Source organism: Microbacterium sp. NPDC055599 (assembly GCF_053618975.1).
In genome coordinates this window covers 1-24776 of the sequence record NZ_JBSHIM010000026.1, presented here as the reverse complement: position 1 = coordinate 24776, position 24776 = coordinate 1, and the positions used below count along the sequence as shown (strand labels likewise).

Genomic DNA, 24776 nt, shown 5'->3' with positions numbered 1-24776 from the left:
GAGCTGGGGGGTGGCCGGCGTGGCCCTGCCCGCGCTGCTGCGCGACGACCGCGCCCGCCGCGACGGCTTCACCCAGGAGATCGGCGCCGGGGGCGACACCCTGCTGGTGAAGAACCTCAGCGGCATGTGGCTGCTGCAGCAGACGCTGCGCGAGTGGGCAGCCGCCGACGGCGAGGCCGAGCCGTCGCTCGACATGCTCACCGCGCTGCTCGACGCGGCGGCCCGGTCGTCGTACCCCGGTCTCTTCGATCCCGCCGACCCCGCGCTGCAGGCCCCGGACGACCTGGTCGCGCGGCTGGTGCGGGCGTGCGTCGAGGGCGGGGCCGAGCCGCCGTCCACCAGGGCAGACCTCGTCCGCGCCATCGTGGACAGCCTCGCCGTCGCCTACGCCGACACCGTCGCGCTCGCCGCCCGCCGGAGCGGACGCACCCTGGAGCGCATCCGCATCGTCGGCGGCGGCGCGCGCAACGCCCTGCTGTGCGCCCGCACCGCCGCCCGCAGCGGGCTTCCCGTCATCGCCGGGCCCGTCGAGGCATCCGTCCGCGGTGTGCTGCTGCAGGTCGCGCTCGCCGCCGGCGACCTGCCCGACGCCGCGACCGCCCGTGCCCTCCCGGTCGACGACGGCGACGGCCCGCCGCGCGTCCACCACCCCGCCCCCACCCGATCGGAGCCCCTGCATGACCTCGCGTGAGCTGCTCGCCGCCCTCAGCCGCCGCCTCGGCGACCCCGCCCTCGACGCGGCCGTCCTCGGCGAGGGCAACACCTCGATGCGCGAGGGCGACACGATGCTGGTCAAGGCCTCGGGCGCCGTGCTCGGGGCCGCCCGCCCGGAGGACTTCGTGCCGCTGGTGCTCGCCGAGGCGCGCGAGCTCATCGACGACGAGCGCGCGACGGGCGCCGATGTCGACCGCTACTTCGACCGGGTCGCGGAGGCGGAGGGACGACGGCCCTCGGTCGAGGCGCTGCTGCACGTGGTGCTCTACGACCAGACGCCGGCGCGGGTGATCGCCCACGCGCATCCCACCGCGGTGAACGCCGTGCTGTGCTCGCAGCGACCCGAGCTGCTGGTGGAGGGTGCACTCTTCCCCGACCAGATCGTGGTGCTCGGAGCGACCCCGCTGCTGGTGCCCTACATCGATCCGGGTCTCGCCCTCGCGCGGGAGGTGCGGGCCCGGCTCGCGGCGTACATCGACGCCCACGGCTCACCGCCCGTCACCGTGTACCTGCAGAACCACGGGATGTTCGCCACCGGCGCGACGGCCGACCAGGTCATCGGGATGACCGCGATGGCGCAGAAGTGCGCGCGGGCGATCATCGGTGCCGAGACGCTGGGCGGGGTGCGGTTCATGCCGGCCGACGAGGTGCGGCGCATCGACACCCGGCCCGATGAGATCTACCGGCGGGCGCTGCTCGCAGAAGGAGGGGAACGATGAGCGGTGTGTCGGTGAAGGACCGGGTGGCGCTGCTGACCGGGGCGAGCTCGGGCATCGGGCTGGCGACCGCGCAGGCGCTCGCGGCAGCCGGCTGCCACGTGGTCGCCGTGGCGCGCGACGAGGAGCGGCTGGCGGCGCTCGCCGCGGAGCATCCGGAGCGGGTGACGACGATCGCCGCCGATGTGTCGGAGCCGCAGAGCGCCGAAGACGTCGTGGCCGAGACCCTGCGCCGCCACGGCCGCCTCGACATCGTGCTGCCCAACGCGGGGATCTATCTCGGCGGCGATCTCGCCGATGCGACGGTCGCTCAGATCGCGGCGGTGGTGGCCACCAACGTCACCGGTGTGATGGCGCTGGTGCGCGCGGCGCTCCCCCCGCTGCTGGCGCAGGGCAGCGGCGACATCCTCGTCACGAGCTCGGTGTCGGGGCACCAGGACATCGAGTGGGAGCCGGTGTACTCCGCCAGCAAGCACGCCGTGCAGTCGTTCGTGCACACGGTGCGTCGTCAGTACGCCGACAGCGGGGTGCGCATCGGGGCGATCGCGCCCGGGGTCGTCCTCAATCCGCTGTGGGGCTTCGCGCACGGCTCGCCCGAAGAGGCGGAGCGCATCGCCGAGGGCACGGGCATCCGGTCGTCGGACGTGGCGGATGCGATGCTGTTCATGCTGACCAGGCCGGCGCACGTGGTCGTGCGCGACCTGGTGCTGCTGCCGACCGGGCAGCCGATCTGAGCGAGGGGGACCAGCCGTGACCGAGCCGCGTGCGCTGCCGGAGGCGACCGCCGGGCCCGTCGTGACGCTGACGGCGGCCGGCGCGATCGATGCCACGTACCGGCTGCCCGTCCCGCTCGAGCGCGGAGCCTTCGTGCGCGCGTCCGGCTGGGAGCGGGAGGTCAGCGGCAAGGGCGTGAACGTGTCGGCGGCGCTGCGCGCGGCCGGGGTGGCCACCGCGGCGGTGGTGGTGCTCGGGGCGGACGACGTGGCGTTCGCGGCGCAGTCGCCGCTGGCCGACGTGCTGCGGATCGTGACCGTGCCGGGGGCCACCCGGGTCAACACGTCGATCATCGATGCGGGCGGTGCCACCACGAAGGTCAACGCGCCGACGCCGCCGCTCACACCCGCGGCCTGGGACGAGACACGGTCCGCCGTGGTGGGGGCGTGCCGCGCGCTCGCCGCCTCGTGGCTGGTGGTGTCGGGCACGCTCCCGGAGGTGACCGGCGCCGAGGCCCGGATCGCCGACGTCGTACGCGCGGTGCGCGGCGCCGGGGTGCGCGTGGCCGTGGACACCAGCGGCGCCGCGCTCGCGGAGCTGGTGGCCGACCCCACGGAGGTGGCGCTGCTGAAGCCGAACACGCACGAGCTCGCCGAGCTCGTGGGGCGTCCGCTGCGCACGGTCGGCGAGGTGACGGCGGCCGCGCGCGAGCTGGTCGCCCGCGGTGTCGCCACGGTGTACACGAGCATGGGGGCCGACGGCGTGCTGGTCGTGACGGATGCGGCGGTGATCCACGCGCGGGCGGTCGCTCCGGCCGTCGTGAACACGGCGGGCGCGGGCGATGCTTCTCTCGCCGGCTTCCTGCACGGTCTCGGCGGCGCGTCCGGGGGACGGGCGGCGCTGACGACGGCGGCGGCGACCGCGGCCTCCTGGGGGGCGCTCGCCGTGAGCCGTCCGACCACGCTGCTCGACGCGGTGGAGGCGGCGCCGCGCGCGGTCGTCACGGACGAGCCCGACCCGGCGACGCGGTTGACCGAACCGGCGGTCTGACCCCGCCCCGGGCGCCCGTCAGCCGAGCGGGCGCAGGTGCAGGCCGTCGGCGTCGGCGGTGAGCGCGACGCGGTCGAGGCCGTCCACGACCAGGTCGGCGGGCAGCGCCTCGGCGTCGACCGTGCCGGTGACCGCGAGCACCGTGCAGCCGGCGGCCCGGGCGGCCGCGATCCCCGCGGCCGCGTCCTCCACCACGAGGCAGCGCGCGGGGTCCACCCCCAGGCGTGTCGCCGCGGTGCGGAACGGCTCGGGGTCGGGCTTGCCGCGGGTGACGTCGTCGGCGGTGACGAACACCCCCGGTGCCGCGAACCCGGCGGCCGCCAGTCGTGCGGCGGCGAGGGGTGCGGCTCCCGAGGTGACGATGGCGCGCCGGTGCGCGGGGACCGCGTCGTAGAGGGCCCGCGCTCCCGGCACGCTCGGCAGGTCGACCGCGTCGGAGAGCTCCAGGTCGAGGATGCGGTCGAGGCCCTCGGTGTGCTGCGCGGGGGCGAGCAGCCGCGACACGAGCACGCGAGCGGGCTGCCCGTGGTTCTCGTGCAGGGCCTCGGCCGAGACGCCGTAGTGGGCGGCGAAGCGGCGCCACGACCGGATGACCGAGGCGGTGGAGTCGACGAGGGTGCCGTCGAGGTCGAACAGCACCGCGTCGAACGTCCGGCGGAAGACCACGGCGTCGGGGTCGAGCGACGGACGCGGCCCGACGACGACGCGCACGCGCGCGAGCTGCTGCGCGGTCGACAGGTCGGCGTCGATGCGGGTCACCGGGATCGCCGGGGGCGGCGGGGTCTCGTCGGCGCGGTGGAGGTCTCTCGGGGTCGCCCGTTCGGCACGTCGCGCGGCGAGCAGGTCGGGGTCGCCCGTGAGGTGGAGCACGTGCGGGGTCGCGGGAGCCACCGCGGCGCGGAGCAGCTCCCACGCCGCTCCGCCCTGCAGCTCGCGCGTGAAGGGCGCCACGAGCACGGCTCCGCCCGCGGTGGCGACGGCGTCGGCGGCCACGGCCCGCAGCGCGGCGTAGCGACCCTCGCGCACGGCGGCGGCATGCGGCCCGCGCAGCCAGTGGCCGTCCCAGAGCTCGGGCGGGAGCGCGTCGAGGAGGGGGGTCGTGACGGCGTCGAGGTCGAGGAGCGGGACGCCGAGCTCGGCGGCGAGGGCCCGGCCGAGGGTGGTCTTGCCGCTTCCCGCGACCCCGGCCACGACGACCACGTGGGCGTCCGACGGTTGACAGGTCTCGGTCATACCCCCACCATAGAAGAGAAAGACACCGGTGTCATGGCTGATTTTCCGCGGATCATCGGTTTCTGCCCACGAGAAGAGGAACCCATGCTCACCCGCACCGTCGCCAACCCGCTCACGACGCTCGAACGCCGTGCCCTGCAGTCCCTCTCCACCCCCGACGGCGGCATGCTCATCGTCGCCGCCGACCAGCGCAACGGCATGAAGGCCGCCATCCCCGACGCACCGGGCGGCCCCGACGCCATCACCCGCGAAGAGCTGTCGGCGGTGAAGGCCGACCTCGTGCGCCACCTGGCCGTGCACGCGCCGGCCATCCTGCTCGACCCCGAGGTCGCCCTGCCGGCCGTCGTCGACGACGGCGTGCTCGACCGCGACACCGCCCTCGTGGTGGGCCTCGACGCGTCTGGCTTCGAGACCGTCGACGGTCTGCGCTACACCCGCTTCGTGCCCGGCGTCACCCCGCGCACGGTGCGCGAGCTCGGCGGCGGGGTCGCCAAGATGCTCTACTACACGCGGCCCGACCGGCAGGGGCGCGACTCCCGCGTCGCCGACGAGATGCGCGCGCTCATCGCCGAGTGCGAGGCGGAGGGACTCCTGCTGATCGTCGAGCTGCTCACCTACCGCCTCGACGACGAGACCGAGGAGGAGTACGCGGACGCCTTCCCGGCGCTCGTCGCCGAGGGGGCCGCGCTCGCCGTCGCGGCCGGTGCGAAGATCCTCAAGCTGCAGTACCCGGGATCCGCCGAGGCCAGCGCCGCGGTGACCGAGGCGGCCCAGGGGGTGCCGTGGGCGGTGCTGTCGGCCGGGGTCGACCACGAGACCTTCATCGGTCAGGTCACCACGGCGGTCGCGAACGGGGCGGCGGGAGCGATGGCCGGACGCTCGCTGTGGAAGGACAGCCTCTCGTACGACGCCGCCCGCCGCGAGGAACTGCTGACGACCCGCGCGCTGCCGCGACTTCGCGAGCTGGCCGCCGCGGTCGACGGGCGCGGCTGAGCGCGGCGCGGCCGGTAGGGTGGCCGGAGGCTGCCCCGCCCCGGGGGCGAGGAGGTACCTGTGACGACCATGCGTGACGTCGCCGCGCGCGCGGGCGTGAGCACCAAGACGGTCTCGCGCGTGTTCAACGACGACCCGCACGTGCTGCCGCACACCAGGGCCCTGGTCGAGCAGGCCATGCGCGAGCTCAACTACGTCCCCAACGTGCTGGCGACCACCTTCCGCGCCGGGCGGACCTCGGTCATCGGGGTCGCGGTGCCCGACATCGTCGACCCGTTCTTCGCCTCGATCGCCCGCGCCATCGAAGACGTCGCGCGCGGGCGCGGACTGTCCACGCTCGTCACGAGTCTGGGGTCCGACCCGGAGGGGGAGCGTCCGGCGATCGAGTCGATGCTCGGCCGGCAGCTGTCGGGACTGGTGATCGCCCCGGTCGGGGTCGACCACTCCTGGCTGGAGCGGTGGCGCGAGCACACGCCGATCGTGTTCGTCGACCGGGCGCCCGTCGGCCTCGACGCCGACACGTTCGTCGAGGCCGACGAGCGCGGGGCCGTGGCGGCGGTGCAGCACCTAGTCGGCCACGGGCACCGGCGGATCGCCTACGTCGGCGACGCCGTGCACCTGTCCACCGAGGCGAACCGGCTGGAGGGCTGGCGCCGCGGGCTCGCGGAGGCGGGGATCGCGGCCGACGAGGAGCTGGTGCGGTCCGGCGTCTCGGATCGGGAGGCGGCGCGGCAGGCGGTGGCGCAACTGCGGGCCCTCGACGACCCGCCCACCGCCCTCTTCTCGGCCAACGCGCGGTGCTCGATGGCGCTCGCCGCGGCGCTGCGCGACGAGCCCCTCGCGATCGTCGGCTTCGGCGACTTCCCGATGGCCGACGTTCTGACGCCGGCGCTCACCGTGATCGACCAGGACCCGTATCGCCTGGGCACGCTCGCCGCGGAGCGCATCTTCGACCGGCTCGGCGGTGCGGAGCCCGCAGGGCCGGCGGTCGCGGTGATCGACGTCGACCTGGTCGAGCGCGAGTCGTGCCGCACCGGGGCCGCCCCGGTCTGAGCCGCTCGACCCGCGATCAGCCCAGGGCGGCGATGCTCGCGCGGGCCCCGAGCGTGCGGAGTGAGGCGCGCGCGGCGACGAACTCCGCCCGCAGCCGTGCGTCGCGCCCCAGATCGCCGAAGACCTCCGTGCAGTCCAGGAACGCGCCGGGTTCCGCGGCCTCGGCGGCCACCGCCGCGCGCAGCAGGGCGAGCCGGCGGTCGGACACCGGGGTCGGCGTCCCGTCTTCCGCGACACCCTCGAGGAAGACGCTCCAGGCCGCGAGCACGAGCACGGCGTGCGCGATCGAGCCGCCCGTGGCGAGCCGCTCCCGCACGACCGGGAGCAGGAAGGTGGGGATGCGGTCGGAGCCGTCCACGACCTGCCGGGCGAGGGTGTCGCGCACGGCCGTGCTGCCGAACCGGGCGAGCAGCTGCTCCCCGTACGCGTCGAGGTCGATGCCCGGTACGGGCCGCAGGGTGGGCACGGCCTCCTGCTGCATGTACCCGCGCAGGAAGGTGCGGAAGAGCGGGTCCGCGCACACCTCGTGCACCATGGTCGCCCCGGCGAGGATGCCGAGGTAGCTCATCGCCTGGTGCGAGGCGTTCAGCAGCCGGAGCTTCATGAGCTCGTACGGCTCGACGTCGTCGACGAGCTGCACGCCGACCGTGTCGAACGCCGGGCGGCCGAGCGGGAAACGGTCCTCGAGCACCCACTGCACGAAGTCCTCGGAGCGTACCGGCCACCGGTCGTCCACGCCGAAGCGCTCCCGGACGAGCGCGCGGGTCTCGTCGGTGGTCACCGGAGTGATGCGGTCGACCATCGAATGGGGGAACGCCACGTTCGTGCGGATCCAGGCCCCGAGTTCCGGGTCGAGCCGGTCGGCGAAGCCGCTGAGAGCCGTGCGGGCGACGCCGCCGTTGCCGGGGATGTTGTCGCACGACAGGACGGTGAACGGCGCGACCCCGGCCGCACGGCGGCGGGCGAGGGCGGCGGCGAGGTGTCCGAGAGCACTCCGGGGCGGGGTGCCGCGCCCGTGCGCGGCGTCGTCGAGGTCGGCGAGGGTCGCGGCGTCCTGCGGCACGAAGGCGCCGGTGCGCTCGTCGATCCCGTAGCCGCCCTCGGTGATCGTGAGCGAGACGATGCGCGTGGCGGGGTCGCTCAGGCGCGCCTGGACGGCCTCGGGGTCGTCGGGCGCGAAGAGATACTCCGTGAGTGCACCGATCACGCGGGCCGACTCCGTGCCGTCGGGCGTCACGGTCACGAGCGTGTACAGCCCGTCCTGCGCGGCGAGGGCGTCGCGCATGGCGGCGTCGTGGGGCAGCAGGCCGACGCCGGAGATGCCCCAGTCCGCGTCTCCCGCGGCCAGGAGCCGGTCGACGAACATGGCCTCGTGCGCGCGGTGGAAGTTGCCGACGCCGAGGTGCACGATGCCGGGTCGCACGCGGGCCCGGTCGTAGGCGGGACGGGCGACGGCGGCGGGCAGCCGCTGCAGCGTCCCGGCCGCGAGGGCGATCGGGGCGACCGGGGCGGCGGGTGACGAGAGCCGCACGACGAGGTCGGCGCGCGCGCGGCTCCCCTCGACCACGGCGGCGTTCGCCTCGTCCACGTCGCGCACCCACGCGGTCGCCTCGTCGAGGGGATGGCCGTGGCTGCGGCGTCGTGCCACCAGCCGCCGCCGGCGCGTGTCCGGCTCGACGTCGAGGAACCAGCTCTCGTCGAGCAGCTCGCGCACGCGCTCCCATCCGTGTCCGGTGTGCAGGAGGTAGTTGCCCTCGGTGATGATCAGCGGCACGTCGGCGGGGACCGGGATCGCGGAGGCGATCGGCTCCTCCAGCCCGCGGTCGAACGCGGGGGCGTACACGACGCCGTCGGCCGGGGCCCGGAGCCGCCGCAGCAGGGCGAGGTAGCCGTCGACGTCGAAGGTGTCGGGGGCGCCCTTGCGGTCGCGGCGATGGAGGCGCACGAGCTCGGCGTTCGCGAGGTGGAAGCCGTCCATGCCCACGACCACCGCCTGCGGCCCGAGCGCGTCGAGGAGGGCGGCGCTCACCGTCGACTTCCCGGCGCCGGGGGTGCCGGCGATCCCGAGGATGCGGCGGCGGCCGTCGGCGATGAGACGCCGCGCCCGTTCCACGAGATCGGAGAGCGCGACGTCGGAGTCGGGCGCGGGCGGCGGGGTCTGGATCACGGCTTCGTGGTCTTCCTGTGGTCGACGCGGGGCATCGGAGGGCGAGGGACGATGTGGGCGACTGCGGAGCACGCTACGCTGGCCATGTCACCGGTGTCAAGCAACCCGGGGCACAGGACAACACCCCTCGATGGAGAGAGACGCGCATGACCGAATTCCAGGGCCGCACCATCCTCGTCACCGGCGCCGGCGGCGGCATCGGCGGCGCGACCGTCCGCCACCTCGTCGCGGCCGGGGCCGACGTGCTCGCCGCGGGCCGCACCGCGGAGAGCGTCGCCGACATCGCACGCGAGACCGGCGCCACGCCGCTCGCCTTCGACCTCGAGGACGAGGGCGAGATCCGCGCGGCGATCGAGGGCCGCGACCTCTACGGCGTCGTCAACTGCGGCGGCTGGGGCGGCGAGATCGCCACCCCCATGGACACCGACATCTCGGTGTTCGACCGGGTCATGAGCATCAACGCGCGCGGGGCCCTGCTGGTGACCAAGTACGCCTCGCGCGAGATGATCCGCGGGGGCAAGGGCGGCGCGATCGTGAACGTGTCGAGCCAGGCGAGCCTCGTCGCCCTCGCCGGGCACATCTCCTACGGCTCGTCCAAGGCGGCGCTCGACAACATCACGCGCGTCTCGGCGCTCGAGCTGGGCGGCCACGGCATCCGGGTCAACAGCGTCAACCCGACCGTGGTGATGACGCCGATGTCGGCCTGGTACTGGGGACGCCCCGAGATCGAGGGTCCCTTCCTCGACGCGATGCCTCTGCACCGGTGGGCCACCGAAGACGACATCGCCGCCCCCATCGTCTTCCTGCTGGGCGACGGCGCCGCGATGATCTCGGGCGTCTCGCTCCCCATCGACGGCGGCTACACCAGTCGCTGAGGCGGCCACGGCGCCCGGCACCTCAGGGAAGCTGTCGCAGGCGCTCGGCGAAGCGCTCGACGGTGGCCGCGAACGCCGGAGCGTCCGGGCGGTTGAGGTGCCCGTGGGTGGTGCCCGGCTCGGTCGACACGTCGACGTCGACGCCGGCGGCCGAGAGGGCGCGCGCGAAGGCCTCTCCCGACATGCGCAGCTCGTCCGTCTCGTCGTTGACCATGATCGTCGGGGGGAAGCCCGCGAGCTGCGCGGGCGCGGCGGTCCCCGGGATCGCGTAGACGTCGGCGCGGTCCAGCGGTCCGCCCAGATAGTTCTCGTACATGCCGCGCACGAACGCGGCGGTGAAGACGTCGGCGTCCGGCTGCGCGTCCAGCAGGGCGCGCAGCTCGCGGGTGGGGGCGTCCTGAACGGCCTGGAGCGTCGGGTAGGCCAGGACCGCGAGGCCCGGGACCGGTCCGCCGTCGTGGGTCAGTCGCAGGGCGGCGCCGGCGGCGAGGTTGCCGCCCGCACTCGCGCCGCCGATCGCCCATCCCCGCGCGGCGATCGGGGAGGACACGGCCCAGCGGAACGCGGCGACCATCTCGTCGTGCGGCACCGGGTAGTGGATGCCGCCGCGCTCCGGCGAGCCCAGGCGGCTCGTCCAGTCCGGGGTCATCGGCGCCAGGCGGTAGTCCACGCTCACGACGACGATGCCGTGCGCCGCGAAGGCCCGCGCCACCGCATCCGCCTCCGGCATGTCGAGGTCGCCGCCCGCGAAGCCTCCGCCGTGCGCCCAGACGAGACCCGCGCCGGTCGGCGACGCCGGGGTGTAGAGGCGTACGCGCAGCGCGCCGTGCGGTCCGTCCAGCACCCGGTCGGCGATGTGGAGGTCCGCGCTCACGGCAGCACCGTGTACAGCAGCCAGACCGCGAGCGGGGTGCCGATCACGAAGAACAGCAGACCGATGATCGCGCCGCGGCGGGAGGGCTTCTCGTCGGGGGAGGACATGCGTCGAGCATGGCAGACGAGCGACGGTTCGCGCCGGTGGGTCAGGCTCCCCAGCCGGCCTGCACGCCGCCCACGCGCTCCTCCGCGATGCGCTGCTGGTACCCGGACGCCGCGTAGGCGGCCATCGGGTCGGCCGGCAGGCCGCGCGACTCGCGCCACTCCGCGAGCGCCGGGCGCACGTCGGTCGAGAACGCGTCCATGAACACGGCGTTCGCCGTCAGCACGTCGCCCGAGCGCTGCGCGGCAGACAGCGCCTCGCGGTCCACCAGCAGGGCACGCGCGGTCATCTCCTGCACGTTCAGCACGGAACGGATCTGCCCGGGGATCTTGTCCTCGACGTTGTGGCACTGGTCCAGCATGAAGGCGACGTCGGGGTTGTTCAGGCCGCCGCCGCGGATCACCTCGAACAGGATGCGGAACAGCTGGAACGGGTCGGCCGCGCCGACGATGAGGTCGTCGTCGGCGTAGAAGCGGGAGTTGAAGTCGAACGAGCCGAGCTTGCCGAGCCGCAGCAGCTGCATCACGATGAACTCGATGTTCGTGCCCGGCGCGTGGTGACCGGTGTCGAGGCACACGAGGGCCTTGTCGCCGAGCGCGCTCACCTGGGCGTACGACGTTCCCCAGTCCGGCACATCGGTGTGGTAGAACGCGGGCTCGAAGAACTTGTACTCGAGCACGAGCCGCTGGTCGTCGCCGAGGCGCTCGTAGATCTGCTGCAGCGAGTCGTGCAGGCGGTCCTGACGACCGCGCAGATCGGCCTGACCGGGGTAGTTGGAGCCCTCGGCGAGCCAGATCTTCAGGTCGCGGCTGCCCGTGGCGTCCATGACGTCGATGCACGCGAGGTGGTGGTCGATGGCCTTGCGGCGGATCGCGGCGTCCTCGTGCGTGAGCGCGCCGAACTTGTAGTCGTCGTCCTGGAAGGTGTTGGAGTTGACGGTGCCGAGCGTCACGCCGTGGTCTTCGGCGTGACGGCGCAGGTCGTCGAAGGAGTCGACCAGGTCCCACGGGATGTGCAGCGCCACGGTCGGCGCGAGGGCGGTGTGCGCGTGCACCTGGGCGGCGTCGGCGATCTTCTCGTAGGGGTCGCGCGGGGTGCCCGGCGTGCCGAACACCTTGAACCGGGTGCCGGAGTTGCCGAAGGCCCAGCTGGGCAGCTCGATGCTCTGCTTCTCGAGCGCGGCGAGGATGTCGGGGGTGAGGATGCTCACGATGCACGGCCTTCGGTGTCGGTGGTGGCGGAGGAGTCGGTGGCGCTCGCCGCGGCGAGCTGGTCTTCGAGGTGGAATACCTCGGTGAGGGAGGTGGCGGCCTGATCGGGGCGGCCGTCGAGGCCCACGAAGAAGCGGCTCATCTCGGCCTCCCACCGCGCGGCGACGGGCGACGCGGCGAGGTACGCCTGGGCCGCCCGGTCGTCGTCGGTCTCGTAGTAGCCGAAGAGCGTGCCGCCGGCGCCGAGGAAGAGGCTGTAGTCGCGTCGTCCGGCGGCGGCGATCTCCGCCAGCATCTCCTGCCGCACGGGGGAGTGCCTGGCCACGTACTCGTCGAGCAGCTCGGGGCGCACCTGGAGCTGGAAGGCCACGCGGGTCATGAGGGTCCTTTCGGTGTCCGGCCGGTGCCACGCGGCACCGGCCGGACGGGCGACTCAGAAGTCGAAGTCGCCGATGTTGTCGGCGTCGAACACGAACGGGTCGCCCAGCAGCACGACGCCGTCGGCGCCGACCGTGTACTCGCCGAGGTCGCCAGCGTCGAACGTGTCGCCTTCCTTGCCGGTGATGTCGCCGGCGATGAGGGCGTGGGCGGCGAACGCGGCGAGGTAGCCGAGGTCTTCCGGGTTCCACAGCGCGAACGACGTGACGGTGCCGTCCTCCACGTACTCGCGCATCTGGTTCGGGGTGCCGAGCCCGGTGAGGGCCACGGTGCCCTTGTAGTCGGACGTGGAGAGGTAGCGCGCGGCGGCCGCGATGCCGACCGTGGTGGGCGACACGATGCCCTTCAGGTCGGGGTGGCTCTGCAGCAGTGCCGCCGTCTTGTCGAAGGACGTCTGGTCGTCGTCGTCGCCGTACACGGTCTCGACGATCGTGATGTCGGGGTAGTCGCTCGCGACGTACTCCTTCATCAGGTCGATCCACGCGTTCTGGTTGGTCGCGTTGGCCGAGGCGGAGAGGATCGCGATCTCGCCCGCGCCGCCGATCTGCTCGGCGATCTGGTCGATCTGCACCTTCGCGATGCCCTCGGAGTCGGCCTGGTTGATGAACAGGTCGCGGCACTCGGTGTTGGTGTCGGAGTCGAACGTGACGACCTTGACACCCGCGTCGCGGGCCTCGTTCAGGGCGTCGCAGATGGCCTTGGGGTCGTTCGCCGAGACGACGAGCGCGCCGACGCCCTGCTGCGTGGCGGTGTTGATGTAGCTGACCTGGGCGTCGGGCGTGGCCTCGGCCGGTCCCACCTCGGAGAACGTGCCGCCGAACTCCTCGACGGCCTTCTTGCCGCCCTCGCTGGACGTGTCGAAGTACGGGTTGCCGAGGTTCTTCGGCAGGAAGGTGATCGAGGCGTCGCCGCCGCCTTCTCCGCCGCTGCCGCTGCCGCCGTCGCCGGATCCGGCGCAGCCGGTGAGGGCGACCGCCGCGGCCACCGCGAGGGCGGCGAAGGCGGTCACGCGCTTGCGTGCAAACGTCATTGTTCGTTCCTTTCGTCGGGGGATGCCGCGGTCGCGGCGTCCATCGGTGCCCCTGGCGCTGTGGTGCGGGCACCGGCGGGGGTTCTGCCCGGTCGGCGGCGTGCTTTCTGCAGCCAGGCCAGGACGCTTGCGGCCACCACCGAGATCACGAGGAGCGTGCCGGTGATGATGTTGATGACGTCGGAGGTGACGTTCACCAGGCGGAGCGCGCTCGCGAGCGCCCCGATGAGGAAGGCGGCGGCGATGACGCCGTAGATCTTGCCGCGACCGCCGAAGACGGACACCCCGCCGAGGACGACGGCGGCGATCACCTGGAGCTCGAGGCCGGTGGCGTTGTCGCCGCGGGCGCTGCCGTAGCGGAGCGTGTAGAAGATGCCGGCGAACGCGGCGACCGCGCCGGAGAGCACGAAGAGCACGAGCTTGGTGCGCTCGACGTGCACGCCGGAGAAGTGCGCGGCGTCCTTCGACAGTCCCACCGCGTACACGCCGCGACCGAACGGGGTGAAGTGCAGCAGGACCGCGAACACGGCCACCAGCACCAGGAACGGGATGGTGATGACGGGGATGGGCGTGCCGGCGATCTTGGCTTTCGCGAGGTCGCTCCAGAACTCCGGGAAGTCGGTGACGGCGGCCGTGCCGAGCAGGCCCACCGCGAGGCCGCGGTAGAGCGCGAGCGTGCCGATCGTGACCGCGAGCGAGGGGAGCCCGACGACGGTTACCAGGAAGCCGTTGAACGCGCCGCCGACGATGCCGACCGCGAGCGCGGCGAGCGCGGCGACCTCGAACGGGAGGCCGCCCTGCACGAGCGCTCCGGTGACCACGCTGGACAGTCCGACCATGCTGCCGACCGAGAGGTCGATCTCGCCCGTGATCATGATCAGCGTCATCGGCAACGCGATCAGCAGGATCGGGGCGATGTCGAGCAGCAGGTAGGTGAGGGTGATCGGCTGACCGAAGCCGCGGATGCTCGTGGCGGCCACGACGGCCACGACGATCAGCAGCCCGACGATCGCGGCCTCGCGCGTGAGGAGCAGCCGGCGCCACAGCGGCTTGTCGTAGTCGCGGATGACGCGGGCGCTCGCGGTGGTGGTGGTCGCGGTGGTCATGACTGGTCCCTCGCCTCGATGAGCCGCCGTCTCTGCCGGACCGCGAGCACGCGGTCGAGCACGATGGCGCCGATGATGAGCAGGCCGACGACGGCGCGCTGCCAGAAGTCGGGGATGCCGAGGATCGGCAGGGCACGGTTGATGGTGAGCAGCAGCACGGCTCCGATCGCCGCACCCCAGACCGAGCCGATGCCGCCCGTGATGGCGACGCCGCCGATCACCGCGGCGCCGACCGCGTCGAGCTCCCATCCGGCTCCGGCCTGGGAGTTGATGGTGCCGTAGCGTGCCGCGTAGAACACCCCGGCGAGCCCGGCGAGCGCACCCGACAGGACGAACGCGGTCAGCACGCGGCGCGTGACGCGCAGGCCGTACAGCTCGGCGGCTGCGGGGTCGGAGCCGATCGCGTAGAACTCCCGCCCGCCGCGCGTGTTCTTCAGGTACCAGGCGGCCGCGGCGAGCACGATCACCGCGACGACCGCGAGGATCGGGATGCCCAGGAGCTGTCCGGTGCCCAGCGCCAGGAAGTCGCGGGGGAGGTCGGAGGCGTTGACGCGGTCGCTGCCGGTCCACAGCACGTTGATGCCCCGGTAGGCGTAGAGCGTGCCGAGCGTGATGACCATGGCGGGCACCTTCGCGTAGGCGACGAGGGCGCCGTTGACGAGTCCGAGGAGGGCGCCGAGCACGACGGCGGCGATCACGACGAGCACGATGGGGATGCCGGGCACGTCGATGAAGAGCCGTCCGGTGAGGTAGGCCGTGAGGCCCATGACCGAGCCGACGGAGAGGTCGACGTTGCGGGTGATGAGCACGATGGCCTGACCGACCGCGACGAGCACGAGGATCGAGGGCGTGAGCAGCAGGTCGCGCCAGCCGTCGGCGCTGAACAGGAACTTCGGGTTGTTGAGGGTCGCGGCGGTGATCACGAGCACCAGGGCGAGCAGGATGCCGAACTCGCGCGCCCTGCCGATGCCGGAGATGCGCGTGGTGAGCGCGGAGACGGGGATAGCGGTGGTCACGAGGAGAGCTCCGATGCGTGCGTCGCGGCGAACATGACGATCTCGGAGGTGGCCTCCGAGCGGGGGATCTCGGCGGTGATGCGGCCCTCGCGCATCACCAGCACGCGGTCGGCCATGCCGAGCACCTCGGGCAGCTCCGACGAGATCATGAGGATGCCCATGCCCTGGCCGGCGAGCTGGGAGAGCAGCCGGTGCACCTCGGACTTGGTGCCGACGTCGATGCCGCGGGTGGGCTCGTCGATCAGCAGCACCCGGGGCTGCGTCGCGAGCCACTTCGCCAGGACGACCTTCTGCTGGTTGCCGCCGGAGAGGGTGGCGGCGACCGTGTCGAGCGCGTGCGTCTTCACCTCGAGGCGCGAGGCCCACTCACGGGCGGCCCGGTTCTCCATCGCGGTCGTCAGCAGGCCCAGCCGGGCCAGACGCCGGCGGATCGCGAGGGTGATGTTGCCGCCCACGCCGGACTCGATCACGAGGCCCTGCTTGCGACGGTCCTCGGGGACGAGCGCGAGTCCCGCCCGCATGGCGTCGACGGGGCGCCGCGGCGGGATGCGCCGGCCGGTCATGCGGACCGTGCCCTCGCGGTAGCCGTCCACGCCGAACACGGCCCGGGCGACCTCGCTGCGTCCCGCGCCGACGAGCCCGGCGAGTCCGACGATCTCGCCCGCGCGCACGGTGAAGGAGATGTCGTGGAAGAGCCCGGGGCTGGTGAGGCCCTCCACCTCGAGCAGCGGTTCGCCGATCGCGGCCTCCTGCTTGGGGAACAGCTCGGCGACCTCGCGGCCCACCATCTGGCGCACGAGCTCGTCGACCGTGGTGTCGGCCACGGCGGAGGTGGCGATGTACGCGCCGTCACGCATCACGGTGACGGTGTCGCAGAGGGCGAACACCTCGTCGAAGCGGTGCGAGATGAAGATGAGGCCGCGCCCCTCGTCGCGCAGGCTGCGCGCGATCGCGAACAGGCGCTCGACCTCCACGCCGGACAGGGCGGCGGTGGGCTCGTCCATGATGAGCAGTGCCGCGTCGAGGGAGACGGCCTTGGCGATCTCGATCACCTGCTGGTCGGCGATCGAGAGCCCCTCCGCGGGGCGGTCGGGGTCGATGGTGACGCCGAGGCGGGTGAAGAGCCGCTCGACCTCGTGCCGCATGGCCTTCCGATCGATGCGGCCGAAGCGTCCGAGGGGCTGGCGGCCCATGAAGATGTTCTCGGTCACCGACAGGTCGGGGAAGAGCGTCGGCTCCTGGTAGATGACGGCGACACCGGCTGCCTTGGACTGGGCGGTGGAGGTGAAGTCCACGTCGGCCCCGTTCAGGCGGAACGTTCCGGCGTCGCGCTGGTAGAGGCCGGCGACGATCTTCACGAGCGTGGACTTCCCGGCACCGTTCTCGCCGACGAGCGCGTGGATGGAGCCGGGGTCGACCGTGATCGTGCCGGAGCGCAGGGCGATCACCGAGCCGAAGGCCTTCTGGACGCCGGCGAGCTCGAGCACGGGCGCCGTCGCGGGTGAGGACATCATTTCTCTCTCCATTGAGGGAATGAATCGTTTCAAACCCTGTCGGAGATGAGATTAGGCGATGTGTTGACTGCTGTCAAGACGGCATGAGAGTGTGAGTCCTGAGCGGAATGTGAGTCGTTTCACACGCCGGAGGACGGGAGGTCGCGGATGGCGGTCAGCGTGCGCGAGGTCGCGGAGGACGCGGGTGTCTCGGTCGGCACGGTGTCGAACGTCCTCAACCGGCCGGAGAAGGTGGCCGCCGAGACGGTGGCCAGGGTCCAGGCGTCGATCGATCGGCTCGGCTTCGTGCGCAACGACGCGGCCAGGCAGCTCCGCGCCGGACGCAGCCGCACCATCGGACTGGTCGTGCTCGACATCCGCAACCCCTTCTTCGCTGAGGTGATCCGCGGTGCCGAGGAGCGCGCCGATCAGCACGGGCTCTCGGTGCTGGTGGCCAACAGCGACGAGAAGCAGGAGCGCGAGGCCATGCACCTCGACCTGTTCGAGGAGCAGCGGGTGACGGGCGTGCTGGTGACGCCCGTGGCCGAGTCGCTGCCGCGCCTGGCACGCATGCACGAGCGCGGCACGCACGCGGTGCTCGTCGACCGGGAGTCGCAGGACGAGCGCTTCGCCTCGGTCGCCGTGGACGACGTGGAGGGCGGCCGGATCGCTATGGAGCATCTGCTCGCGGTCGGCCGTCGGCGGATCGCCTTCGTCGGGGGACCCGTATCACTGCGGCAGGTGTCCGACCGGCTCAGCGGGGCACAGGCCGCGGCCGCCGACGCCGGGGTCGCCCTGGAGTTCCTCGCGACCGCCGCTCTCACGGTCGAGGAGGGGAGGCAGGCGGGGTCGCGGATCCTCGGCCGCGCCCCGGCGGATCGTCCGGATGCCGTGTTCGCGGCGAACGACCTCGTCGCGCTCGGCCTGCTGCAGAGCCTCGTGATGACCGGAGACGCCCGGGTGCCCGACGACATCGCGATCATCGGCTACGACGACATCGACTTCGCCGCGGCCGCCGTGATCCCGCTCAGCTCGGTGCGTCAGCCCGCCGCCCTGATCGGCTCCACCGCGGTCGATCTGCTGCTGCGGGGTCAGGGGGAGCGGGCGCCGGAGCCCGAGCACGTGCTGTTCCGCCCCGAGCTGGTGGCGCGGCGCTCCACGACCGGCGCATGACCCCGCCGGCGATGCCGTCAGGCTGAGGCCGACGACCGGTGCTGGGCGCTCGCGCCGCGCATGATGCGGGCGACCGCGGTGATCAGGAACAGCTGCCCCGTGATGCCCTCGGCCACCGCGACGGCCTGCATGCCGGCGCCCCGGGGGATGAGGTTGCCGTAGCCGGTCGTGGTGAGGGCGGTGAAGGAGAAGAACAGCTGATCGCCGAGCGAGTCGGTTTCCGCTCCGATGAAGAGCGGTTGCGACAGGAACTGCGAGGCGAGGTTGTACGCGAAGGCGAAGAACATCCCCACCAGGATGTACGCCGTCACCGCGGCGAGCAGCGCCTCGATGTCGAGCCCGCGTCGCGTGACCTGATGCGCGATGATCGCCCACGGTGCGACGAGCAGTGCCACCATCGAGGCCGCGGACAGCCCGACGGCGAGGGCGGGACTGCCGGTGCCGAAGAAGGTCGCCAGCAGGGCCGCCGCGCCCGCGGTGGACAGCACGACCCACGTCACCCGCTGCACGAGCGCACGGGCGCCCGTCACGCGGAACACGATCGCGACCGTCGCGAGCATGACCAGGAACGCCCACGGGCTCGGGTCGGCGCTCGGCTGCGCGGCGCACAGGCCGTACGAGACGCCCAAGAGCAGCAGCACGATCGCGTAGCCGACCGCCCGGTAGCTCCAGGCGCTGTCCTCGGTGCCCAGGGAAGCGCCGACGTGCGGGTGCGGATTCATGGCGATCCTCTCCGTCGCGGTGGTGTGACTCCCGCGCGCGGCCAGTATCCCAGCCGGTCGCGCGCGGGTCGGGAGGCGCGGCCGTGGCCGCGGTTCGTCAGGGCGCGTCGAACCCGTTACACTGGTCGAGTGCATCCGCGCTCTCGGGCCGGATGCCTGGAGACGTCGCATAGTCCGGCCTAGTGCACCACCCTGCTAAGGTGGAGTCCCCTTACGGGGACCAGGGGTTCAAATCCCCTCGTCTCCGCCAGTCCTTCCCCCTCGAACCGCGATCACGGTACGGCGCTCGATCTCGAGCGGTCGCTCAGCACGAGTCGCCCGCGGTCCGCCCGTGCGGTCGCCGCTCAGTGGCGCGGGAACGGTGCCGAGGAGCGCAGGTGCGCGGCGCCGAGCGGGTCGCACACGGTGGACTCGTCGACCACGCCGAACCGGAGCAGCGCGCCCGGATCGGTCGAGGAGGGCGGCGTGCGATCGGGTCGCGCGGAGAGCAGCACGAAGTCCGCCGCGGTCCCCGCGAGGTGCAGCGACCCCGCCGGCAGGCAGTGCAGGGCGATGCGGATCGCGGTGAGGTCGCGGTCGACCGCAGCGTCCGTGATCGACCACGCCGTGAAGCGGTTGGCCGACGCGGAGCCCGTCCACTCCTGGCGCACCGCCCCGGTCACCCGCAGCAGTGCCGTCGTGCCGCGGAGCCGTGTCGACTGGCGCAGTTCCAGCAGCACCCCGATCACACCGGCCGGGATGTCGACGATCACCCGCGTGACCTGGGCGTCCACGAGAGCCAGAGCGTCGGCGAACGGATCCTCCGTGTCTGCGAGCGGCGGGAGGCCGGAGGGGACGCCGAAAAGGAGGTCTCTCACCTGCATGCCGACTCGCTCCCCGTGCTCCCCCAGAAACTCCGACGATACGGGATGCGTGTTCACAGTGCAGTCAAACGGGGTGTGAACGGTGCACGGGGAACGGCAGCACACGACCGGAACGGACCAGAATGATCGGGTGCCGCACCCCGATGGACGGACACGCTGGTGGGGAAAGGAGGAACCCATGATCGGCACCCTCAACGCCCTGATCGACCGCGTCGAGGCCGCGCCAGACGAGGAGCTCGACGTCGCGGCCGTCGCGCGTGCGCACGGCACGACCGAGTACCACCTGCGGCGGATGTTCTCCGCCCTCGCGGGCATGCCCGTGTCGGAGTACGTGCGCCGTCGTCGGATGACGATCGCCGCCGCGGAACTGGTCGGCGGTGCGCCGAGCCTGCTCGACGTGGCCGTGCGGCACGGCTACGGCTCGGTCGAGGCGTTCGGCAGGGCGTTCCGCGCCGTGCACGGCATCGGTCCGGCCGAGGCGCGCCGTGACGGGGGTCCTCTCCGTACACAACCCACGCTCCGGTTCCGCCTGAGCGTCGAAGGGAGCACCCCGATGGACGTCACCATCACCCCCCGACCCGCCCTCCAGCTGGTCGGTCATGCCACGCAGGTCCCGCTGATCCACCGCGGCGAGAACCCGCACATCCAGCAGCACATCGCGGCCATCCCGGCGGAGGAGCACGCGCGGCTCAAGCGTCTGAACGACGCGGAGCCGTCGGGCATCCTCGCCGTGACAGCCGACGTGGAGCCGGACGCGCCAGAGGGCACACCGCTCACGTATCTCCACGGCGTCGCGCTGGAGGAGACGACCCCGGTGCCGGAGGATCTCGACGTGCTGCGGCTCGAGGCGGGCACCTGGGCCGTGTTCGCCGCCGACGGCCCGTTCCCGCAGACCCTGCAGGACCTGTGGGCGGCCACCGCGACCGAGTGGTTCCCGTCGAACCCGTGGCGACTGCGCCCCGGTCCGTCGATGGTGCGGTACCGCGAGTTCCGTGGGGACACGGCCTCGTGCGAGCTGTGGCTGCCCGTGGAAGCGGAGTGAGTCACCGGGGCGGGGCGGCCGAGCCGTCCCGCCCCGGTGTCGGAGGCCCCTGGCACACTGTGCCGCACCGAGCAGTCTCATCCAGAGAGGCAGGCGATGGCGGCCATCGACCCCAAGAAGACCCTCGACTCCTATCGCGCACGACGCGGAGAGTTCCGCGTGCTCGAGGTGCCGCCGCTGCGGTACCTCATGATCGACGGCGCGGGAGACCCCAACACCTCGCCCGTGTATGGGCAGGCCGTGGCGGCGCTGTTCCCCCTGGCGTACACGCTCAAGTTCGCGAGCCGTGAAGAGCTCGGCATCGACACCGTCGTGATGCCGCTCGAGGGGCTGTGGCACGCGGCCGACATGGAGTCGTTCACGTCGCGCCGGGACAAGTCGCAGTGGGAGTGGACGCTGCTTCTCCTGGTGGGCGACCACGTGACCCCCGACCTCTTCGCGCGCGCGGTCGACACCGTCGAGGCGAAGAGCGCGAAGAAGCGCGAGCCCCTGCCGGCCCTGCGCTCCGTGCGGCTGGAGACCCTGCACGAGGGGCTGTGCGTGCAGACGCTCCACGTCGGCCCCTTCGACGACGAGGCCCCGGTGCTCGATGAGCTGCACCACCGCTTCATCCCGGAGCACGGACTGCGCATGACCGGTCGGCACCACGAGGTGTACCTGAGCGACATCCGCCGCACCGACCCCGCGAAACTCCGCACGATCCTGCGGCAGCCGGTCGCGCGGGTCGAGTGAGTTCACCGCGGGCGCGGACGAAAGCAACCCCCTCTTCGGCTCGGATGCCGAGCGATACGCTTCCCCCATGAGCAGCGTGAAGCATGCGGCGCGCGCGGCGAAGGACTCGACCGCGTTCCGGAGGACCGCCCGTGTCGGCTTCGTCGTGCTGGGGCTCATCCACGTCGTGATCGGCGCGATCGCCCTCAGCATCGCGGTGGGCGGTTCGGGCGACGCCGACCAGGACGGGGCGATGGAGCGCATCCGCGACAACCCCATCGGCGGGTTGCTGCTGCTGTCGATCGCGGTGGGGCTCATCGCGCTCGCCGCCTGGCAGATCGCCAGCGCCTTCCTCGCCGCCGACCCCGCGGAGACGAAGAAGTGGGGCCGTCGTATCAAGCTCGCCGGGATCTCGGGCTCCTATCTCGTGGTCGCGGTCCTCGCGATCATCTACGCGGTGGGCGGTCGTGCCGAGTCGGAGGACGCGTCGCGCACGCTCAGCGAGATCGTGCTGTCGGCGCCCGGGGGCGTGGCGCTGCTGGTGATCCTCGGCCTGTCGGTGGTCGGCGTGGGCCTCGGGTTCATCGGCAGCGGCATCACGCGGTCGTTCGAGAAGCTGATCGAGCTGCCGACCGGCGCGGGGCGCGCGGGCATCGTGGTGCTCGGGGTGGCGGGCTACCTCGGCAAGGGCGTCGCGGTCGCCGTGACGGGGGTGCTTTTCGTGGTCGCCGCGGTCACCCAGGACCCGGAGAAGGCCGCGGGACTGGATGCGGCGCTGCACAGCCTGCTCGCGCTGCCGCTGGGCGGGCTGGTGCTCGGCGCGGTGGGGGTGGGGTTCGCCCTGTACGGCGTGTTCTGCATGGCCAGGGCCCGGCTCGCGCGCATGTCGTAGCCCCAGACCCCCGCGCCGGCCGCGTTCGGAAGATGGGAGACTGGAACGATGAGCGCTTCTCCCGGAGTCGACGTGATCGCACCGCTGACCGAGACCGAGGTGCAGCGGATCCGCGGGGACTTCCCGATCCTGCGCGCGCAGGTGAACGGCCATCCGCTGGTGTACCTCGACTCGGGCGCGACGTCGCAGCGACCGGACGCCGTGCTCGACGCCGAGCGCGACTACGCGACCACGATGAACGCCGCGGTGCACCGGGGTGCGCACACGCTGGCGGCCGAGGCGACCGAGCTGTTCGAGGATGCGCGGGCCGCCGTCGCCCGCTTCGTCGGTGCCGACGACGACGAGATCGTGTGGACCTCGAACGCGACCGAGGCGATCAACCTCGTCGCCTACTCCCTCTCGAACGCCTCGCTCGGACGCGGCGGCACGGCCGCGGAGCGCCTGCGCCTCCGCGAGGGAGACGAGATCGTCACCACCGAGATGGAGCACCACGCCAACCTCATCCCGTGGCAGGAGCTCGCCGCGCGCACGGGCGCCACGCTGCGGGTGATCCCGCTCGACGACGACGGCGCCCTCCGGCTCGACGTGGCCGCCGAGCTCGTCACCGACCGCACGAAACTGATCGCCTTCACGCACGTGTCCAACGTGCTCGGCGTGATCAACCCGGTCGACGAGCTGGTCGCGCTCGCCCGCGGGGTCGGTGCCCTGACGCTGCTCGACGCGTGCCAGTCCGCCCCGCACCTGCCGCTCGACGTGCGGGCGCTGGGCGTGGACTTCGCGGTGCTCTCCGGCCACAAGATGCTGGGGCCGACGGGCATCGGTGCGCTGTATGGCCGGCGCGAGGTGCTGGCCGCGATGCCCCCGTTCCTCACGGGCGGCTCGATGATCACGACCGTCACCACGACCGAGGCCGAGTACCTGCCGCCGCCGCAGCGCTTCGAGGCGGGCACGCAGCGGGTGTCGCAGGCGATCGCGCTCGCCGCGGCGGTCGGCTACCTGGACGAGGTGGGCATGTCGCGCATCGCCGCGCACGAGGCCGCCTTCGGCCGGCGCCTGGTGGACGGGCTCCGCGCGATCGACGGCGTGCGCGTGCTCGGAGCCGGCATCGATCTGCCGCGCGTGGGACTCGCGAGCTTCGACGTGGCGGGCATCCACGCGCACGACGTCGGACAGTTCCTCGACGACCTGGGCATCGCGGTGCGTGTGGGGCACCACTGCGCGCAGCCGCTGCACCGGCGGCTCGGGGTCACGTCGTCGACAAGGGCCAGCACGTACCTGTACACGACCGAGGCCGAGGTCGACGCCGTGATCGCGGGTGTCGCCGGGGCGATCGACTTCTTCCGGAGGGGCGCATGAGCGACCTGCAGAGCCTGTATCAGGAACTGATCCTCGACCACTCGCGCACGCCGCACGGCTACGGGCTGCGCGACGAGATCCCGGCGCAGTCGCACCAGCTCAACCCGACGTGCGGTGACGAGATCACCCTGCAGGTGCACCGGGGCGACGACGGGACGATCGATGCCATCGCGTGGGAGGGGCACGGGTGCGCGATCTCGCAGGCGTCCGCGTCGCTGCTGGCCGAGCTCGCCGAGGGGCTCAGCGTGGCGGAGCTCGAGGTGCGCATCGCGGCGTTCCGCGACGCCATGCGCTCGCGCGGCACGATCGCACCCGATGAGGAGCTGCTCGGCGACGCGGCCGCGCTCGGCGGGGTCTCGAAGTACGTCGCGCGCGTGAAGTGCGCGATGCTCGCGTGGGTGGCGACCGAGGACGCACTGACGCGCCTGTGAGCCGTCCCCGATGACCGATTCACGGGAATAGAGTCGCCCGCTCGGCGTTGGGCCGAACATGACTACTCTCGGAATCATCGGTGCAGGCAACATCGGCAGCCAGGTCGCGCGCGTCGCGGTGGCGAACGGCTACGACGTGGTGATCGCGAACTCGCGCGGCCCGGAGACGCTGGCCGACCTCGTCGCGGAGCTGGGCCCGAAGGCGCGGGCGGCGACCGCGGAGGAGGCGGCGGCGGCCGCCGACGTGGCGGTGGTGACCGTGCCGCTGCACGCGATCGACCAGCTGCCGACCGAGCAGCTGGCGGGCAAGATCGTGCTCGACACCAACAACTACTACTTCGAGCGTGACGGTCACATCGAGGCTCTCGACCGGGGCGAGACGACCACGTCCGAGCTGCTGCAGCAGCAGCTGCCGACCTCGAAGATCGCCAAGGCGTTCAACCACATCTACGCGAGCGACATCACGACCGGCGGCACCCCGGCCGGCACCCCGGACCGTCGCGCGCTGGCGACCGCGGGTGACGACGCCGAGGCGGTGGCGTTCGTGACCCGGTTCTACGACCAGGCGGGCTTCGACACCGTGAACATCGGCCCGCTGAGCGAGTCGTGGCGGGTCGAGCGCGACCGTCCCGCGTACGTCACGCGCCAGAACGCCGAGGAGCTGACGGCGAACCTGGCGAAGGCGAACCGCCTGCCCTGAGTCGCCGCGGGCGAGCCCGTCCACCCCGGCTGGGATACCAAAAGTTGAGGAACCCCGGCCGGGGTGGGACAATGCCCGGATGGCGGGGGCTATGGGGG

At 72.7% G+C, this 24776-nt stretch carries 25 protein-coding genes and 1 tRNA gene; 15 read left to right on the top strand and 11 right to left on the bottom strand.

Going from position 1 to position 24776, the window contains the following annotated elements; translation table 11 throughout:
- The 4 genes from ACWGQ1_RS17935 to ACWGQ1_RS17920 form a co-directional block, all read left to right on the top strand.
- The coding region (locus ACWGQ1_RS17935; protein ID WP_452313479.1) for an FGGY-family carbohydrate kinase at positions 1 to 691 on the top strand (691 nt) is incomplete at its 5' end.
- Complete coding sequence (locus ACWGQ1_RS17930) at positions 678 to 1433, top strand: class II aldolase/adducin family protein (RefSeq protein ID WP_452313478.1); 756 nt, start codon at positions 678 to 680, stop codon at positions 1431 to 1433. The genes ACWGQ1_RS17935 and ACWGQ1_RS17930, both read left to right, overlap by 14 nt.
- Positions 1430 to 2164 carry an SDR family NAD(P)-dependent oxidoreductase gene (locus tag ACWGQ1_RS17925; protein WP_452313477.1) on the top strand — a complete coding sequence of 245 codons (735 nt, stop codon included), beginning with the start codon at positions 1430 to 1432 and terminating at the stop codon, positions 2162 to 2164. The genes ACWGQ1_RS17930 and ACWGQ1_RS17925 overlap by 4 nt, the downstream gene beginning before the upstream one ends.
- 16 nt (positions 2165 to 2180) lie before the next feature.
- Positions 2181 to 3194, top strand: coding sequence for a PfkB family carbohydrate kinase (locus ACWGQ1_RS17920; protein WP_452313476.1), 1014 nt, complete (start codon positions 2181 to 2183; stop codon positions 3192 to 3194).
- Between the two features lie 18 nt (positions 3195 to 3212).
- Here ACWGQ1_RS17920 and ACWGQ1_RS17915 read toward each other — a convergent pair whose 3' ends face one another.
- Positions 3213 to 4427: an HAD-IA family hydrolase gene (locus ACWGQ1_RS17915; protein WP_452313475.1), complete on the bottom strand. Its 1215-nt coding sequence runs from the start codon at positions 4425 to 4427 to the stop codon at positions 3213 to 3215.
- Between the two features lie 84 nt (positions 4428 to 4511).
- Between ACWGQ1_RS17915 and ACWGQ1_RS17910 the strand changes: the two genes are divergently transcribed.
- Positions 4512 to 5420: a tagatose-bisphosphate aldolase gene (locus tag ACWGQ1_RS17910; protein ID WP_136028602.1), complete on the top strand. Its 909-nt coding sequence runs from the start codon at positions 4512 to 4514 to the stop codon at positions 5418 to 5420.
- Positions 5421 to 5489: 69 nt separating this feature from the next.
- Entirely contained in the window at positions 5490 to 6473 is a 984-nt protein-coding gene (locus ACWGQ1_RS17905) for a substrate-binding domain-containing protein (protein ID WP_452313480.1), read from the top strand.
- Positions 6474 to 6489: 16 nt separating this feature from the next.
- On the opposite strand, the gene ACWGQ1_RS17900 is transcribed toward ACWGQ1_RS17905, so the two are convergent.
- Complete coding sequence (locus tag ACWGQ1_RS17900; protein WP_452313474.1) at positions 6490 to 8640, bottom strand: nucleoside/nucleotide kinase family protein; 2151 nt, start codon at positions 8638 to 8640, stop codon at positions 6490 to 6492.
- Positions 8641 to 8786: 146 nt separating this feature from the next.
- On the opposite strand from ACWGQ1_RS17900, the gene ACWGQ1_RS17895 reads away from it, so the two are divergent.
- Positions 8787 to 9515 (top strand): SDR family oxidoreductase, encoded by a 729-nt coding sequence (locus ACWGQ1_RS17895; RefSeq protein WP_136028673.1) that lies wholly within the window; start codon positions 8787 to 8789, stop codon positions 9513 to 9515.
- Positions 9516 to 9537: 22 nt separating this feature from the next.
- Here ACWGQ1_RS17895 and ACWGQ1_RS17890 read toward each other — a convergent pair whose 3' ends face one another.
- The 7 genes from ACWGQ1_RS17890 to ACWGQ1_RS17860 all read right to left on the bottom strand — a co-directional run bounded on the left by ACWGQ1_RS17890 (position 9538) and on the right by ACWGQ1_RS17860 (position 16809).
- A complete protein-coding gene (locus ACWGQ1_RS17890; RefSeq protein ID WP_240744484.1) occupies positions 9538 to 10389 on the bottom strand; it encodes an alpha/beta hydrolase fold domain-containing protein in 852 nt (283 codons plus the stop codon).
- A 148-nt stretch (positions 10390 to 10537) separates the two neighbouring features.
- Positions 10538 to 11704, bottom strand: coding sequence for an L-rhamnose isomerase (gene rhaI / locus ACWGQ1_RS17885; protein WP_452313473.1), 1167 nt, complete (start codon positions 11702 to 11704; stop codon positions 10538 to 10540).
- Positions 11701 to 12084, bottom strand: a complete 384-nt coding sequence (locus tag ACWGQ1_RS17880; RefSeq protein WP_206251790.1) for an L-rhamnose mutarotase — start codon at positions 12082 to 12084, stop codon at positions 11701 to 11703. The genes rhaI and ACWGQ1_RS17880 overlap by 4 nt, the downstream gene beginning before the upstream one ends.
- Before the next feature lie 54 nt (positions 12085 to 12138).
- Complete coding sequence (rhaS, locus tag ACWGQ1_RS17875; protein ID WP_136028676.1) at positions 12139 to 13173, bottom strand: rhamnose ABC transporter substrate-binding protein; 1035 nt, start codon at positions 13171 to 13173, stop codon at positions 12139 to 12141.
- Complete coding sequence (locus tag ACWGQ1_RS17870; protein WP_452313472.1) at positions 13170 to 14279, bottom strand: ABC transporter permease subunit; 1110 nt, start codon at positions 14277 to 14279, stop codon at positions 13170 to 13172. Before ACWGQ1_RS17870 ends, rhaS begins: the two co-directional genes overlap by 4 nt.
- On the bottom strand, positions 14276 to 15295 hold the full coding sequence (locus ACWGQ1_RS17865; RefSeq protein ID WP_206251788.1) for an ABC transporter permease: 1020 nt from the start codon (positions 15293 to 15295) through the stop codon (positions 14276 to 14278). Before ACWGQ1_RS17865 ends, ACWGQ1_RS17870 begins: the two co-directional genes overlap by 4 nt.
- Positions 15292 to 16809, bottom strand: a complete 1518-nt coding sequence (locus ACWGQ1_RS17860; protein ID WP_452313471.1) for an ATP-binding cassette domain-containing protein — start codon at positions 16807 to 16809, stop codon at positions 15292 to 15294. The genes ACWGQ1_RS17865 and ACWGQ1_RS17860 overlap by 4 nt, the downstream gene beginning before the upstream one ends.
- A gap of 147 nt (positions 16810 to 16956) precedes the next feature.
- On the opposite strand from ACWGQ1_RS17860, the gene ACWGQ1_RS17855 reads away from it, so the two are divergent.
- The gene (locus tag ACWGQ1_RS17855; protein WP_136035599.1) at positions 16957 to 17961 is read left to right on the top strand and encodes a LacI family DNA-binding transcriptional regulator; all 1005 of its coding nucleotides are present in this window, start codon (positions 16957 to 16959) and stop codon (positions 17959 to 17961) included.
- Positions 17962 to 17978: 17 nt separating this feature from the next.
- On the opposite strand, the gene ACWGQ1_RS17850 is transcribed toward ACWGQ1_RS17855, so the two are convergent.
- Positions 17979 to 18683, bottom strand: a complete 705-nt coding sequence (locus ACWGQ1_RS17850; RefSeq protein WP_136028680.1) for a potassium channel family protein — start codon at positions 18681 to 18683, stop codon at positions 17979 to 17981.
- A gap of 158 nt (positions 18684 to 18841) precedes the next feature.
- Between ACWGQ1_RS17850 and ACWGQ1_RS17845 the strand changes: the two genes are divergently transcribed.
- A tRNA-Ser gene (locus ACWGQ1_RS17845) sits at positions 18842 to 18933 on the top strand.
- A gap of 94 nt (positions 18934 to 19027) precedes the next feature.
- Here ACWGQ1_RS17845 and ACWGQ1_RS17840 read toward each other — a convergent pair.
- On the bottom strand, positions 19028 to 19540 hold the full coding sequence (locus tag ACWGQ1_RS17840) for a hypothetical protein (protein ID WP_452313470.1): 513 nt from the start codon (positions 19538 to 19540) through the stop codon (positions 19028 to 19030).
- 184 nt (positions 19541 to 19724) lie between these two features.
- Between ACWGQ1_RS17840 and ACWGQ1_RS17835 the strand changes: the two genes are divergently transcribed.
- The 6 genes from ACWGQ1_RS17835 to ACWGQ1_RS17810 all read left to right on the top strand — a co-directional run bounded on the left by ACWGQ1_RS17835 (position 19725) and on the right by ACWGQ1_RS17810 (position 24678).
- Positions 19725 to 20588, top strand: coding sequence for an AraC family transcriptional regulator (locus ACWGQ1_RS17835; protein ID WP_136044937.1), 864 nt, complete (start codon positions 19725 to 19727; stop codon positions 20586 to 20588).
- A 96-nt stretch (positions 20589 to 20684) separates the two neighbouring features.
- Positions 20685 to 21320 carry a GyrI-like domain-containing protein gene (locus ACWGQ1_RS17830; protein WP_447652735.1) on the top strand — a complete coding sequence of 212 codons (636 nt, stop codon included), beginning with the start codon at positions 20685 to 20687 and terminating at the stop codon, positions 21318 to 21320.
- 67 nt (positions 21321 to 21387) lie between these two features.
- On the top strand, positions 21388 to 22191 hold the full coding sequence (locus ACWGQ1_RS17825; RefSeq protein WP_136028962.1) for a DUF1206 domain-containing protein: 804 nt from the start codon (positions 21388 to 21390) through the stop codon (positions 22189 to 22191).
- 48 nt (positions 22192 to 22239) lie between these two features.
- A complete protein-coding gene (locus tag ACWGQ1_RS17820; RefSeq protein ID WP_447652737.1) occupies positions 22240 to 23547 on the top strand; it encodes an aminotransferase class V-fold PLP-dependent enzyme in 1308 nt (435 codons plus the stop codon).
- The gene (gene sufU, locus ACWGQ1_RS17815) at positions 23544 to 23978 is read left to right on the top strand and encodes a Fe-S cluster assembly sulfur transfer protein SufU (protein WP_378822466.1); all 435 of its coding nucleotides are present in this window, start codon (positions 23544 to 23546) and stop codon (positions 23976 to 23978) included. Before ACWGQ1_RS17820 ends, sufU begins: the two co-directional genes overlap by 4 nt.
- A 58-nt stretch (positions 23979 to 24036) precedes the next feature.
- Positions 24037 to 24678 carry an NADPH-dependent F420 reductase gene (locus ACWGQ1_RS17810; RefSeq protein WP_136028968.1) on the top strand — a complete coding sequence of 214 codons (642 nt, stop codon included), beginning with the start codon at positions 24037 to 24039 and terminating at the stop codon, positions 24676 to 24678.
- Positions 24679 to 24776 lie beyond the last annotated feature (98 nt).

What these genes read in the sequence shown, in the direction of transcription:
- ACWGQ1_RS17930 (WP_452313478.1), top strand. Translation starts at nt 678, where the DNA reads ATGACCTCGCGTGAGCTGCTCGCCGCCCTCAGCCGCCGCCTCGGCGAC.
- ACWGQ1_RS17925 (WP_452313477.1), top strand. Translation starts at nt 1,430, where the DNA reads ATGAGCGGTGTGTCGGTGAAGGACCGGGTGGCGCTGCTGACCGGGGCG.
- ACWGQ1_RS17915 (WP_452313475.1), bottom strand. Translation starts at nt 4,427, where the DNA reads ATGACCGAGACCTGTCAACCGTCGGACGCCCACGTGGTCGTCGTGGCC.
- ACWGQ1_RS17910 (WP_136028602.1), top strand. Translation starts at nt 4,512, where the DNA reads ATGCTCACCCGCACCGTCGCCAACCCGCTCACGACGCTCGAACGCCGT.
- ACWGQ1_RS17905 (WP_452313480.1), top strand. Translation starts at nt 5,490, where the DNA reads ATGCGTGACGTCGCCGCGCGCGCGGGCGTGAGCACCAAGACGGTCTCG.
- ACWGQ1_RS17895 (WP_136028673.1), top strand. Translation starts at nt 8,787, where the DNA reads ATGACCGAATTCCAGGGCCGCACCATCCTCGTCACCGGCGCCGGCGGC.
- ACWGQ1_RS17880 (WP_206251790.1), bottom strand. Translation starts at nt 12,084, where the DNA reads ATGACCCGCGTGGCCTTCCAGCTCCAGGTGCGCCCCGAGCTGCTCGAC.
- rhaS (WP_136028676.1), bottom strand. Translation starts at nt 13,173, where the DNA reads ATGACGTTTGCACGCAAGCGCGTGACCGCCTTCGCCGCCCTCGCGGTG.
- ACWGQ1_RS17870 (WP_452313472.1), bottom strand. Translation starts at nt 14,279, where the DNA reads ATGACCACCGCGACCACCACCACCGCGAGCGCCCGCGTCATCCGCGAC.
- ACWGQ1_RS17860 (WP_452313471.1), bottom strand. Translation starts at nt 16,809, where the DNA reads ATGATGTCCTCACCCGCGACGGCGCCCGTGCTCGAGCTCGCCGGCGTC.
- ACWGQ1_RS17855 (WP_136035599.1), top strand. Translation starts at nt 16,957, where the DNA reads ATGGCGGTCAGCGTGCGCGAGGTCGCGGAGGACGCGGGTGTCTCGGTC.
- ACWGQ1_RS17850 (WP_136028680.1), bottom strand. Translation starts at nt 18,683, where the DNA reads ATGAATCCGCACCCGCACGTCGGCGCTTCCCTGGGCACCGAGGACAGC.
- ACWGQ1_RS17835 (WP_136044937.1), top strand. Translation starts at nt 19,725, where the DNA reads ATGATCGGCACCCTCAACGCCCTGATCGACCGCGTCGAGGCCGCGCCA.
- ACWGQ1_RS17830 (WP_447652735.1), top strand. Translation starts at nt 20,685, where the DNA reads ATGGCGGCCATCGACCCCAAGAAGACCCTCGACTCCTATCGCGCACGA.
- ACWGQ1_RS17825 (WP_136028962.1), top strand. Translation starts at nt 21,388, where the DNA reads ATGAGCAGCGTGAAGCATGCGGCGCGCGCGGCGAAGGACTCGACCGCG.
- ACWGQ1_RS17820 (WP_447652737.1), top strand. Translation starts at nt 22,240, where the DNA reads ATGAGCGCTTCTCCCGGAGTCGACGTGATCGCACCGCTGACCGAGACC.
- sufU (WP_378822466.1), top strand. Translation starts at nt 23,544, where the DNA reads ATGAGCGACCTGCAGAGCCTGTATCAGGAACTGATCCTCGACCACTCG.
- ACWGQ1_RS17810 (WP_136028968.1), top strand. Translation starts at nt 24,037, where the DNA reads ATGACTACTCTCGGAATCATCGGTGCAGGCAACATCGGCAGCCAGGTC.